The sequence below is a fragment of the Arthrobacter sp. AOP36-A1-22 genome (assembly GCF_052377615.1).
Lineage (GTDB): Bacteria > Actinomycetota > Actinomycetes > Actinomycetales > Micrococcaceae > Arthrobacter_H.
On sequence record NZ_JBQSWX010000003.1, the window covers coordinates 1 to 12810 of the forward strand.

10 protein-coding genes and 3 pseudogenes are annotated in these 12810 nt (G+C 59.5%); 2 read left to right on the forward strand and 11 right to left on the reverse strand.

Annotation, left to right across the window (positions count from 1 at the left end; translation table 11 throughout):
- The 5 genes and pseudogenes from ACT3S2_RS02560 to istA (ACT3S2_RS02580) form a co-directional block, all read right to left on the reverse strand.
- A pseudogene (locus ACT3S2_RS02560) lies at positions 1–139 on the reverse strand (ATP-binding protein); the annotation flags it as partial.
- Positions 140–251: 112 nt separating this feature from the next.
- Positions 252–1001 carry an ATP-binding protein gene (locus ACT3S2_RS02565; protein WP_444561158.1) on the reverse strand — a complete coding sequence of 250 codons (750 nt, stop codon included), beginning with the start codon at positions 999–1001 and terminating at the stop codon, positions 252–254.
- A complete protein-coding gene (gene istA / locus ACT3S2_RS02570; protein WP_444561159.1) occupies positions 998–2554 on the reverse strand; it encodes an IS21 family transposase in 1557 nt (518 codons plus the stop codon). The genes ACT3S2_RS02565 and istA (ACT3S2_RS02570) overlap by 4 nt, the downstream gene beginning before the upstream one ends.
- 125 nt (positions 2555–2679) lie before the next feature.
- Positions 2680–3314, reverse strand: a pseudogene (locus ACT3S2_RS02575) (ATP-binding protein).
- Positions 3272–4806: pseudogene (gene istA, locus ACT3S2_RS02580) on the reverse strand (IS21 family transposase). Before istA (ACT3S2_RS02580) ends, ACT3S2_RS02575 begins: the two co-directional pseudogenes overlap by 43 nt.
- Positions 4807–5436: 630 nt before the next feature.
- Between istA (ACT3S2_RS02580) and ACT3S2_RS02585 the strand changes: the two are divergent.
- Positions 5437–5679 (forward strand): hypothetical protein, encoded by a 243-nt coding sequence (locus tag ACT3S2_RS02585; protein ID WP_444561160.1) that lies wholly within the window; start codon positions 5437–5439, stop codon positions 5677–5679.
- A 163-nt stretch (positions 5680–5842) separates the two neighbouring features.
- On the opposite strand, the gene ACT3S2_RS02590 is transcribed toward ACT3S2_RS02585, so the two are convergent.
- Complete coding sequence (locus ACT3S2_RS02590) at positions 5843–7081, reverse strand: stealth conserved region 3 domain-containing protein (RefSeq protein WP_444561161.1); 1239 nt, start codon at positions 7079–7081, stop codon at positions 5843–5845.
- A gap of 223 nt (positions 7082–7304) precedes the next feature.
- Between ACT3S2_RS02590 and ACT3S2_RS02595 the strand changes: the two genes are divergently transcribed.
- The gene (locus tag ACT3S2_RS02595) at positions 7305–8483 is read left to right on the forward strand and encodes a CDP-glycerol glycerophosphotransferase family protein (RefSeq protein ID WP_444561162.1); all 1179 of its coding nucleotides are present in this window, start codon (positions 7305–7307) and stop codon (positions 8481–8483) included.
- 32 nt (positions 8484–8515) lie between these two features.
- Here the strand turns inward: ACT3S2_RS02595 and tagD are convergent, their stop codons facing one another.
- The 5 genes from tagD to ACT3S2_RS02620 all read right to left on the reverse strand — a co-directional run bounded on the left by tagD (position 8516) and on the right by ACT3S2_RS02620 (position 12643).
- The gene (tagD, locus tag ACT3S2_RS02600; protein ID WP_443427986.1) at positions 8516–8977 is read right to left on the reverse strand and encodes a glycerol-3-phosphate cytidylyltransferase; all 462 of its coding nucleotides are present in this window, start codon (positions 8975–8977) and stop codon (positions 8516–8518) included.
- A gap of 101 nt (positions 8978–9078) precedes the next feature.
- Positions 9079–9981 carry a glycosyltransferase family 2 protein gene (locus tag ACT3S2_RS02605; RefSeq protein ID WP_443427987.1) on the reverse strand — a complete coding sequence of 301 codons (903 nt, stop codon included), beginning with the start codon at positions 9979–9981 and terminating at the stop codon, positions 9079–9081.
- A 9-nt stretch (positions 9982–9990) separates the two neighbouring features.
- On the reverse strand, positions 9991–10815 hold the full coding sequence (locus ACT3S2_RS02610) for a CDP-alcohol phosphatidyltransferase family protein (RefSeq protein ID WP_443427988.1): 825 nt from the start codon (positions 10813–10815) through the stop codon (positions 9991–9993).
- Entirely contained in the window at positions 10812–11882 is a 1071-nt protein-coding gene (locus ACT3S2_RS02615; RefSeq protein ID WP_443427989.1) for a glycosyltransferase family 2 protein, read from the reverse strand. Before ACT3S2_RS02615 ends, ACT3S2_RS02610 begins: the two co-directional genes overlap by 4 nt.
- Positions 11879–12643 (reverse strand): ABC transporter ATP-binding protein, encoded by a 765-nt coding sequence (locus ACT3S2_RS02620; RefSeq protein ID WP_443428010.1) that lies wholly within the window; start codon positions 12641–12643, stop codon positions 11879–11881. Before ACT3S2_RS02620 ends, ACT3S2_RS02615 begins: the two co-directional genes overlap by 4 nt.
- Positions 12644–12810: the final 167 nt, after the last annotated feature.

Below are 12810 nucleotides of genomic sequence, written 5' to 3' on the forward strand. Positions count from 1 at the left end.
GCCAGTTGGTGTTGTGCACGATGCGGCCCACAATCGCATCCGCGTGCATTCCGAAACCAAGCCGCTGATGCCAATCCTTCTTGGCATACTGCGTGCAGAACACCGTCGAAGTGGCGTCATACCGGCGCTCCACCAACTGAGTATTTGACGGCTTGAGAGCCTGTGGATATTGCCAAAGGGAGCCAGCGTTATTGCCGAAGAGCGCCAGTAGCCGCCTGCATGGGAGCCACTGGCGCTCTCGGGGCTTCTCACTACCTGCCAGCCGCGTTAACCTGCTCTCGCATGTTGAAGGTCCCGGTCTCCATCCATATGGTGTTGTGGATAATCCGGTCCATGATCGCATCCGCGTGGACCCCGGAGCCGAGGCGCTGATGCCAATCCTTTTGCGGGTATTGCGAGCAGAACACCGTTGACGTCGCGTCGTAGCGCCGCTCCAGCAGCTCAAGGAGCATGCTCTGCATTGGCACCGATGGCTTGTCCAGTAGCCACTCATCAATTACCAACATCGTGAACGAGGCGTATTTGCGTAGGAACTTCGCGGCGCCGGATGGTTTGTCCTTGGCCTGCGCCCAGGCTTCCTCAAGGTCGGGCATGCGAATGTAGTGCGCCCGGATCCTGTGCTGGCAGGCCTGCTTGGCCAACGCGCATCCCAAGTAGGACTTCCCGGACCCCGTGAAGCCCTGGAAGACCACGTTGTCCCGACGCTCGACGAACGAGCAGGTCCCCAATTCGGCGATCATGGTGCGCGATAGCCCGCGTTCCTCAATCAAATCCACCCTGCACAGGTCCGCATTCGGATACCGCAGCCCGGCCCGCCGCAACAGTCCGGCGACCTTCGAATTGGCGAACTCCGAATACGCGTCGTCAACGAGCAGGCGAACACGTTCCTCGAAGGCCAGATGCATGCTCAAGGCCTCGTCCTGGGATTCGATGGCCGCGAGCAGGTCCCCGGCATTCATCTCGCGCACCTTGCGCTTGGTCTCGATATCCACGATGCTCATCGGTTCCCTCCTGCATAGTAGCCGGCACCACGGACGTAGCCGCTGGGTTCGCCGGGGTCCTCTGGTGGTGGTGTCCGCATCTGGTCTTGTCTGGTTTCCAGAATCGGGCGCAGATGCGCATAGCGCGGGGAACGGACATTTCCGCGCAAGGCGAGCTGGCAGGCAGCTTCCACCCGGGACGGTGAATAGCGCCGAGACAAACGCAGCACCGCAAGCGCGGCGTCCAGCCCTTGTTCCTCCATGGCCACCGACTCAAAGATCCGCTCGATGACCGTCACCGTTCCAGAACCAATCCGACAAGCCCATGCCCTGACGCGTGCCCCGCCCCATTCGCGCCAGCGGCGGTCCTCGGGCAGGTCGGCATCATTGGTGCGGTACTGGTTGATGCTCCCCGCTGGTTGCAGCCGGTGGCTGGTCAGCCGTTGGTGATCGCGATAGACCTCCAACACCGATTCACCCACCCGCAAATCCACGCGCGCACCGATATGGATGAAAGGCACGGAGTAGAAGTTCCGCTGCCAGGACACGTAGCTGTTACGCCCAACCCGTCGACCCCGGATCCAGCGGCTGATCTCGTAGGGAACCGCGGGCAGGGGGCGCAACAGGGGTTTCTCCTCGCTGGTGAACACGCCCAGACGCGATCCGGCACGCTTCTGGAACGGCTCGCGGTTATAGGCCTCGATACGTTCGCCGATGGCCAGGCGCAACTGATCCGACGTGGTGAAGGAGTGCTCGCGCAGTGAGGCGATCACCCAGGTGGCGACGTGCCCTACGGTGTTTTCCACGCTTGGTTTGTCTTTGGCACGCTTCACTCTGGCGGGCAGCACGGCGGCGCCGTAGTGCCCGGCGAGTTCGCGGTAGGCGTCGTTGAGTACGATCTCGCCCTCGCGGGGGTGGGAGATGACCCCGGTCTTGAGGTTGTCCGAGACGATCCGAGGCACCGAGCCGCCCATGAATTCGAACATCGCCACGTGCACGCGCAACCAGCTGTCCTGTTTCATGTCCAGGGTCGGCGCCACGAAGGCGTACCTGCTGAACGGCAGGCAGGCGACGAACAGATACACGGTCCGCTTGCTGCCGGTCACCGGATCATCCAAGTGCATGGTCGGGCCCGACCAGTCGACCTCGACGCTGACGCCGGCCTTATGCCCGACCCTCGAGGCGGCGCCGGCGACGAGGACGTGGCGTTGGTAGGACTTACAGAACCGGTCGTAGCCCATCGCCGGCTGCCGTGATGCCGCGCAGGCATCCTGGTATTCACCGTGTAGCAGCTTCAGCGTCACCCCGACCCGGGCCAGTTGCCGGTGCACCTGGTTCCAGTCGGGTTGGACGAACACGCTTTGGTGTTCGCCGCGGCCGGGGAACAGCAGCGCATAGACCTCGACCTCGGATCGTTCGCGCAACTCGTCCCAGTCGGCACCGAGCCGGTCGGCGGCTTCGATAACGTCCGCGATGCTGTTCCTGGAGATGCCCTGCGAGGCAGAGATTGCCCTGCCCGATAGGCCATCGGCGCGAAGACCGAGCACGGCTTTCGCATTGATTTTCTTTACCATTGGAATTACTCCTTCCACCACGTGCCCTCACATGGTGGAAGGAGCCTAAGCAGGTGGCTCTGACCGACGTCAATGGTGGCTCCCAAACGCAATATCTGCGCAACGGGAACTGGCTCTGAACCGGACTACTGCTGGTCCTCAGCGACGCTAATATTCACCAACTCCAGCAACATGCTGCGCATACCCTGATCGGGATGGTCCAGAAGCCATTCATCGATTACCAGCACCGTGAAGGCCGAGTACTTCTTCAGGAATTTGTTCTGTCCTTGGGGCCTGTCCTTCGCCACCGCCCAGGGTTCCTCGAGGTCAGGCATACGGATGTAATGGGCCCGAATCCGGTGCTGGCAGGCCTGCATGGCCAGAGCGCACCCCAAATACGACTTCCCTGACCCGGTGAACCCCAGAACACGACGTTCTGCCGACGGTCGATGAACGAACACGTCCCGAGCTGGGCAATCACGTTGCGGTCTAGGCCACGCCCTTCCACCAAATCCAGCCGGCGAAGATCGGCCCCGGGATAGCGCAGCCCCGCCCGCCGGATCAGTCCCTCGACCTTGGAATGGTTGAACCCGCAGTGCGCCTCGTCGACCACGAGCCTCGGCCGTTCCTCGAAGGTCATCCCCAGTACGAGCGTCTCTTCTTGGGCCTCGATTGCTTCCAGCAACGGGCCCGCGCCCATTTCGCGGAGCTTGCGCTTGGTCTCGATATCGGTCCCGGTCACTTTGCGTCGCCTGCGTAGTAATCGGCACCGCGTACGCATCCGCCGTGTTCGGTTGGATCATGCCGTGGAGGTACTCAGCCTGGCAGCCGCTCCTGCCCAGTGGCCAGGAGCGGCTGCAGATGCGCAAACCGCGGAGATCGTATCGGACCCTTCAACGCCAGCTCGCAGACGGCCTCCACCCGCTGGGCCGAGTATCGCTTTGAGAGCCGCAACACGGCCAGAGCCGCGTCCAGGCCCTGTTCGTCGATGGGGACCGGACTCGAAGATTCGGTTGATAACGGTCATCGCCGCCGCGCCGATCCGTCCGGCCCATTCCCTTACCCGGGCAGAAACCCATTGCCGGTGCTGCTGTCCGGCAGGCAGGTCCGCGTCGTTGGTGCGGTATTCATTGGCCGCACCTTCGGGCAATAACAGGTGGCTATGGTGCCGTCCGGAGCCCCGGTAGATCAGTCGGACCCGATCGGTGATGCGCAGATCGACATTGGTCCGATATGGGCCAATGGCACCGAATAGTATTTCCGTTCCCAGACCACGTGCCCGTTGCGGCCCACGCGACGCCCGTAGGCCCAGGTGCTGATTTCGTAGGCCACCGCCGGCAATCCCGTCAGCAAGGGCTGTTCTTCTCGGCGAAGACGCTGGCCCGGGAACCGGGCCGCTTTTGGAACGGTTCCCCGCTATAGCCCTCCACTCGCTCGGTGATAGCCGATTTGAGTTCTGGCAACGTGGTGAACCGGGTCTGCCGCAAGTCGGCTCTAGTACGCATCGTCGCATGCCAGACTGTACTCTCAACGCTAGCCTTGTCTTTCGGCGCCTTCACGCGTCCGGGGAGAACCGCCGCGGAGTAGTGCGCGGCCATCTCGCGATAGGCGTCCTTGAGCACGATCTCGCCCTCGCGTGGGTGCTTGATGACCCCGGTCTTGAGATTGTCGGGCACGATTCTGGGCACCGAACCGGTGAAGGCCTCGAACATCGCCACGTGCGCCCTCAGCCAGGTGTCCTGCTTCATATCCAGTGTGGGCTCGACGAACGCGTACCGGCTGACAGGAAGGCACCCGACGAACAAGTACACAATTGTGGTCGTCCCAGATGCAGGACCGGCCAACTGAATCGTTGGTCCCGACCAGTCGACCTCGCCCGTTTGCCCTGCTTTATGTCCGACTCGTGAGGAAGCGCCGGTGATCCGCCCACGTCGCTGGTTGGTCCTGCAGATTCGGTCGTAACCCGTGGCCGGGTCACGGGCGACGGCGCATGAGTCCGCATACTCCCCATGCAGCAGCTTCAGTGTCACCACGACGCGGGCAATCTCCTTGTGGTTCCGGCCCCAATCCGGCTGGGCAAACACGCTGTGATGCTCTCCGCGGCCCCGGAAGACCAGGGTGTGCACCTCGGCCTCCGGGAATTGGGAGATTGCATCCCAGTTGAGTCCGGCTGCGTCGACGACTTCGAGGACTTCGAGGACCTCGGTGATGCTCTTGCGGGACATTCCCTGTGATGCCGCGTTCGCCCGACCGGAAAGGCCCTCGGTGCGCAACTACAAAATGAGCTTTGCTCCGATTTTCCCTACCATTGATGATTGCTCCTTCCGCCGCGTGCCCTATACACGCGTCGGAAGGAACCTAAGCTGGGTCGCCCCCAACAGCACCATAACCGGCCCCGAAGCCCGCCAATGCTGAATATGTCTACTGGCCCCCGAAGGCACGACCGGTGGCCCCCCAGCGAAGCGAATATTCAGCCGGAGAACGGCGTCGCACCCGTATACCTGTACTCCGCCCGAAGGAATCGCCGCGATGCCCCAACCAGGTGGTATTGGTGCGCCGCTCCGGCCGTGTGAAGATACAGCTAGCAGCCAACTCCGACATTCGAGTATGCGTGACGAAGTAGGCAGGGCCCGGAACAGCTGCTGAGTGCTAGATGGAGAAGGCCAGTGACTTGACGATGACTGCCACCACCAGTCGCACTGCGGATTCAGGGGCTCGGATCCTGCGGGGCGCCGGTCAGACTCTCGACCCAATCAGCAGTGGCCAGAAGATATAGAATTTTTCCTCGCCAGATAGCGAGCAGAAGTGCCGGACTGGAAAAGCTGCATGGTCTGCGGCCAGGTAACCACGCTAGTGGACGCCAGTGCCCAATTACACACGTAGAACGCCGAGGAAACTAACTGATGGTCGACATCCTTCCACTCGGCATCCGGAACCAGCATCCGTCCGGCACCCACCGCACAAGCCAAGACCACAAACGCGGAGGGCAGGAGTCGACGGATGCGTCGGGCCCAGAAGGCAACGAAATCGCCAGCCCAACGGGGAGGGGCCTTTATCAGATGCGCGGTGAACAAGAACCCAGAAATCGCAAGAAAGACATCCATCCCGACGAAGGCACCGTGAATTTAGTCGGCCAGAGTTGGTAGACGTCCACCATCGGCACGGTCGTATTCCTTGGATGTCTGGTCGGGACCAGGTGCTGCGAAGTGCCTGCGTGAACCTACCGCCTTCAGACTCTACTTCCATCTCGGAGAATATGACGGCTCTACTCATCTGCGAATAGACTTCGCTGGTTACGAACTACGCCATTCAGCGCTCGAAATCGGAAGGTACCGGATATGAGTGGTCCAGGAAGTGCCTGACCATGTGATCAATCCTGAGTTCGTCTCCGCACCGCGACTCAACTTCGTTGAGACAATATACTTCTGGCATCGTCCCACGCATCATTCGCAGCAATTGTAGTTGTGCCTTCTCGGAGGAAATATCGACGTAGCCGGAGGTGATGGAGGCGGGTACTGCGCTTCCGAGGAAAAGCCCGTAATAATGCGCCAACGACGAGGGGATCGAAAGGTCAGTGGAACTGCGAAACGGTGCAGCAGCCGTCGCGGATACGGCTTCCGGATAGTCCTTCTCGATACGTTCTAAAGTGGATCTGCGCTGCGCATGCGGTGCATGGAGGAACTTGCGGGTCGTTGTGCGCCCGAATCGGTCCGCGATGATGGCACCGTTGTTCTTGGCGGCGAGATCAACCGGCAGCACTCCCGAACCTGCTCCCCGAATGGTGATCGAGCTGAGGAAGAACCTACTCTGGCCCATGCTAGTGAAGAAATCACCCGGCGAGACGCTCCGCCCTAAGAAGACATCATCATTCATGTAGATGAAGTGTTCTGCAAGGTTCGGAATGCGGTGTAGTTGGGATTCGATGGAATGGGAATTGAAAGTTGGAAGGTTCAATGGATCCGCGAAGATTTCCCCATGGTCGACGATGTTTATCCGCCCGTCCTCGGTATTAAGCCATGTCGGGATCTGTCCGGCCGTCACCAAGTGAATGCGACGGACCCATGGTGCAAAGTACTCGACGGAACGCAGAGAATAGCGCAATTCATCATGTGAACTGTATCGGCCGTCGTCGTCCGCCGTGGGAAGGTCCGGGCCTTCATGACGCTGGCGAGCTGCCAGACGATCGGCCCGCCATCGCAAGTCACCTCCATCAACCCAGGTGTAGACGAGGTCGATGCCGAAGGTGGGCTCAAGTGCATCGGGCAATGACGGCGTCGCTGTGTCGCCGGGGATGATGACGACGGCGGCATGTGCCCTATCGACTTCCCGCAGCCCAGTCACCGGAGCTCCTACGCGCCAGCACAGGCCCGCACCAGGTGCTGGACGGCCAATCTCGACCTGAAGACCGGCTTGTCCCAGCACGGCACGGATTGCCCCGGCGTCCGCGATCCGGGCCCCAGTGAGCATGATGGCCTCTCCCGTGCCATTGAAAGTCGTCGTCGTCGGTACCCAGTTGACGAGCTTCCCGCGAATCACGGCGTCGTTCATGGCCCGTAGAGAACTCACGGTCATCCCTTGCAGGGGCCGCCGTGTCCTCGCCCCGTGCCCCAGATTCGCGACGGCACGGAGCATCGAGGCTGGAATCAACCCGGCAGCCCTTCCCCGCCACGCGCGCATGCGAACCTCCCTAGTCTGTGTCATTAGAAATCCGATGCCCGGAAGCCCCGACCCCACTTTAGCAGCGCGGCTCCCAGCCCTTTAGGCTGAATGCATGTCACCATTCTCCCGGCTCCAGCGCGTGGTCCGCCTGACGACAGATCGACTCAGCGCCATCCTGCTACGCCCCTTGGTCAACAGTTTGTTGGCGGCGCGTCGCCCCTCTCCAACGGAAGACGTTCCCTTCGTCGTTTATTTTGCCGACGTGCCCTCAAGCAGCTACCAGTTGGAACAGTGGATCCACCCGCTTGAAGTCTTGAACGCCAGATATGGTCCAGTGGTGTTGCTCCTTCGCAACCCGCAAGTGGCGCGACACATCGCCACCATGACACGGCTCGATATCGAATTGGCGGACACCTCAGACCATTTCGAAAGGTTCGTGCGGAGACACGACGTCCGAGCTGTCTTCTATCTCAATAACAACCAGAACAATTTCACGCCCTTGCGGATTAATGGTCCTGCGCACGTTCACTTGAGCCACGGTGAAAGCGAGAAGGCCTCGATGTTCTCCCACCAGCTCAAGGCCTATGATTACGTTTTCGTCGCTGGTCAGGCTTCTCGAGACCGTATCCTAGCCCACGTGCGGCACATAGACCCTGATTGTTTGATCCCCATCGGCCGGCCCCAACTTGCCGTCCCGACCACGAAGGGCGAAGCAACCGATCGACGGGTCACCGTCCTCTATGCCCCCACTTGGGAGGGTGACGGGCCAGACATGTCCTATGGCTCACTGGCCAGCCATGGCGAAGGTCTCGTACGCCGTTTGCTCTCCGATGACCGCGTTCGTGTACTCTTTCGTCCCCACCCCAAATCCGGAACCAATTCCCTGTCACACCGGACAGCTCTACGCACCATCACGAGCTTGCTTTCCACTGAAGCCGCCCGCGTGGCCGGACACCGTATCGATAATGAGCTCAATCCCGTCGTCAGCATCGAGACCGCAGATGTGCTCGTCTGCGATGTGTCGGCCATGGCCATGGATGCCTTGGGGCTGGGCAAGCCCTTGGTGCTCTGCCTGGCTGGCGGCCTAGTATCCGGTGACCTCTCCACGCACGTACGGACCTGGGTGGGCGGGCTACCATCGGCACCCGTGGACGAGTTGGTAGCCCTCGCCGTTCGTCCTGTCGCTGCGGAGCAGGTTGCCTACGCATCTCAAGTCTTCGGAGTAGGCTCCCCCGAACAGGCCATCGATGCCTTCGTCGCCGCCGCGAAGATGGCTTCAGAACTGCCGTGACGGCTACTCGTCCCGCCTCGGCGACAAAGCGGCTAGCTCAACTCCCTGACGATCTGACTCAAACTATCAAGGGTCTTTTTTAGTTCCGTCACGTGCCGTTCGTCGAAGGCGCTGAGCACGCGTTTCATTTCGGTCGTGGAAATACCCGAGGTCCGCGGCAGGTAAATCACCTCCACCTTATCCTCTAGATCGTCGAACTTTCCCTGCCAGTCATCGCCGATGCCGAAGACATCGACGTTGTACTTGGCGATATCCTCTCGTTTCTGCGCCCAGTTGTCTTCCGGGACCACCTCGTCCACATAGCGAATCGACCGCACAATCTCGGCGCGTTGGTGGTAGGGGACAATAGGCTTTTTGCCCTTGATGGCGTTGAACTCGTCGGTCGAGACGCCGACGATAAGATGATCTCCCTTTTCCTTCAGCCTCTTCAAGATATTGAGATGGCCGATATGGAAGAGGTCGAATGTTCCGTACGTCAATACGGTCTTGGTCATGTCTTTATACCTGACGTCGAGTTCCGGTTGTCCATCACAACTCTAGACGACCCGCATCCTGCGTTAGGCAACCGTTCATTCCGTGTTCGAGGACTCTGCGCCTAGATGATGGGAGGACGACCAGCCAGCGTCATACGCAGGTGCGTGCTCCACGCGAGCTTGGGACGCGGTGACTGATACCAGGGCGACGTACGATAGCCGGACACCAATCCGGCGAGATGCTGCCTTAGGCCCGTGCGGTCGTTGCGGAGACGGACGAAGTTGATTAAAGTCCAAGAAACCACGTAGGCCCAGCTGAAGGGCCACCGCAGGTTCCTGCGCGCCAACCAGACGCGGTTGCGTGCGTTCAGACGATAGAACTCCCCATGTCGTCGAGGGTCGACCACCGGATGGAATACACGCAGATCACCCGCGTACCAGACACGATGACCGGTGTCCCAAACACGCCAAGCTAACTCAATTCCCTCGTGGGCATACCAGAAACCTCCCGCCCATCCACGGGTGGCTTCAAAGATCGTCCGAGGTAGGAGAAGACAGGTCTCGCCAACATGGAAAATGTTACTTGACTCCCCCGCAGTTTTTTTATTGAGGCGAGGGATCCACCGCCGCGGCGACTCCTCACCTTCAGGATCGGCGATGCGTGGCATAAGCATTCCCATATCCGGGTACTTTCGGAAACGGCCCACCGCGTTTTGGAGAAAATCTACGTCTGGAAGCCAGGAATCATCATCAAGGAACAGAATGAACTCCCCTCGAACATGAGGCACTCCGGCGTTCCGACCTGCGGGGATGCCTTGGTTCTCTTCCAAATAGACGGGGACGAAACTTTCCGGTAGTCCTCCCGGCATCGATGCCGGGTCCCAGCCATTGCCGACTACGGCAACATCTAACTGGACGTTCTGCTGGAACTGAAGCGATGCGAAAGCACGCCTGAGCTCCTGCGGCCGGTCTCCCATCGTGAGAATCACGACGCCAATGCAAGGATCACTCTTCGTTGTGACCACGTCGTCCCCCTATGCCTTAAGCCTTGAGGAAGCGAGGCTGGCAACGAAATGGCCGACGATGACAAAAAGAGTAACCGGCGCTAGAAGCCACAAGACCCAAGATTCAATCAATCCAGGGCTACCAACAATCAAGGAAACTATGCTGGCGGCCAGGAACAAAAGGCTCAATTCCACTGCATGCAAAAGCCGATGAAACGGCAGATACCGTGCGAGTTTCCGTAACTTGCCCAAAAGAGTCATCGGCGGGATAGAGCGAGCGTCACCGGTGTCGGGAAGCTTGCCTAAGCCCGCCATGCCCCGAGCGGCGTGAACCATCAAACTTAATGAACGGTTGAGCACTAAAAACAGTGCAACCAACGCTCCGACGAACAACACTTGGTAGTCAAGGTCAGCCGACGGACCATGTTCAAGGCTCCGAGAAATCCGAACCGCAAGGGCGATCGGCAAAAGTGCCTCGGTAGTGTGGTGGCCGACCATGTCGATGAAAATTCCCTTAGGACCCTGCGTCTGCCGCCATCGAGCGACTTCGCCGTCACAACAGTCAAAATAAAGCTGGAGTTGGGACAACACGACAGCGAGAAGAGGGCCCCAAATACTTGGGACGAGCAACGCTGCAGACATACCCCAGCCGGCAAGGATCATCAGTCCTGTGACCCCGTTGGCGCTGATAGGGGTGCGGACTAGTAGCGCAGTGAAATAGATGGAAATATGTCGGAGGTAAAGTTCTGCCGTCCAATGTTCGGCGTTCCGTCGAGATCTCACTTCCGGAGGCTGGCAAACAGCACGGAGTTCGTCCAAGGACGGCCTAGCGGGCCGAGTTTCTGTATCTGTCATTCTGCATTCTCCGAGGAGGATTTCCCAGGATTTCCCAGCCGGCTCTGGTCCGTGGTTTGACCCGCTCCCAAGAGTCGTCCCCTAACGAATCCGTAGGCCCATGGGAAGTGGATGGTCGGCAATACTCGCAGCAAATGGAGCCGCTCCTGCACCGTGCAAGTACTGGCTTGTGCCGACGCGGCGACCGCCAATACGGAATAAGCTACTGGGACACTGCGCAAGGTTTGCTGGACGAATCGTCCCACGCCTTGATGATGATCCGCGCCAACGAGCCATGCCACGGTTCCCAAGGCAACCGATACAGCCATCGCCGGTGGCGCGAAGTGCCGCAGTGACTTTCCTTCTGGATACCTACGGGCTAATTCTCCGCGCCAGACGCCAGCGGCGTAACTTTGTGCCGCCAGACGACGGTAGTTGTCCCGAGGGAAGTAAGTCGTCTTCAGCAATGGATCGAACCAGACGGCTTCCCCCGCCTGGCGAATTCGGAGGCATAGCTCCCAGTCTTGACCTCGCCATAATGACTCATCGTAAAAACCGACCTCGTCGAAGATCGAGCGACGGAAGATTCCGAGATATGCAGACTCGGCCGGGCCTTCAGGAGCGCCCGAGTGATATGCCGCTCCCCCAAGACCCAGAGGAGAGTTATATGCCGCTGCGACCGCTCGTTGCAGTGAGTTCCGGCCCTGAGCATCCATCCGACCGCCAACATCGGCTGCCCCACTGCGCAATAGGGTGGCCACGCCACGACGCGTGTACTGGGGGTCAAGAACGCTGTGGGCATCGACACGAATGACGATGGGTGCCGTAGACGCCTTAATCGCGAGATTCAATCCCGCGGGTGTGCGACCGGACGGGTTTTGAACCCATCGAATTCTTGAATCTTGTAAGGCCATCTGTTCCACCACGGCATTGGTACCGTCGGCGCTTGGACCGAGGGCAAGGATGATCTCCTTGGAACCGTCGAAATCCTGACCGAGAATCCCTTCTACAGCGTTTCTAACGTACTCAGCCTCATTCAGCACGGGCATGACATACGAAACGGCGGGTATCTGGTCGGGTAAGTTCACTTCTTTGATTCCTTATATGCCTTCACGACGTCCTCCGCGTCCCCATCCATTTCAAGGACTCCCTGGTTTATCCAAAGCACCCTGTTGCAGGTATCGAGAATCGACTTCATGGAGTGTGAGACGAGGAAGACTGTTCCAGCTTCTTCCCTGATCTGACGGATCCGAGCTTCACTCCGCTTGCGGAAACGAGCGTCGCCGACTGCCAGCGCTTCGTCAACGATGAGAATTTCGTGTTGTTTCGAAGCGGCGATCGCAAATTTTAGGCGAGCGGACATACCGGACGAATAGGTGCGCATGGGAAGATCGATGAAGTCCTCGAGCTCAGCGAATTCGATAATGTCACTCCGCATCGCTTCGACTTCCTTGCGGCTATAGCCTAGGGCCAGACCACCCAGAGTAATATTTTTATCCCCTGATAATTCAGGAATGAGCGCAGCGCCGACGCCAAGCATATTGGGGCGTGAGGTCGCATAGACGGCGCCCGAAGCAGGCGGGGTCAGGCCCACGATGCTGCGCATTAGTGTGGACTTGCCTGATCCGTTAGACCCTATGATCCCAATAGATTCGTTCTCATAGGCGGTAAAAGAGATCCCCTTGACCGCGTGCACTTCCCGCAGTCCCCGGGTTTTTGTCATTAGCCGGCGTCCGCCTGCTGAACCTGCTGACTTTCCGCTGGAATACACCTTATATCGAACGTGAAGGTCCTCTACGACTACCACTGGACGTCTTCCGTCTGGATGGGTTTCAGCCGGCCCGCTCAATGGAGATACAGCGGCGGAAGACGGCGATTGTTCGGGCAAAATCTCACTAGGAAAAGTGCCCGTTCCTTCGGCTTGCTGGTGATTTCCATCGGCATTCCGGCGTCTCGCCGGAAGTCCCTGTGTGGTTGTTCGGGCGCTAGTTGCACTTCCATTGGTGCCGATGCGTT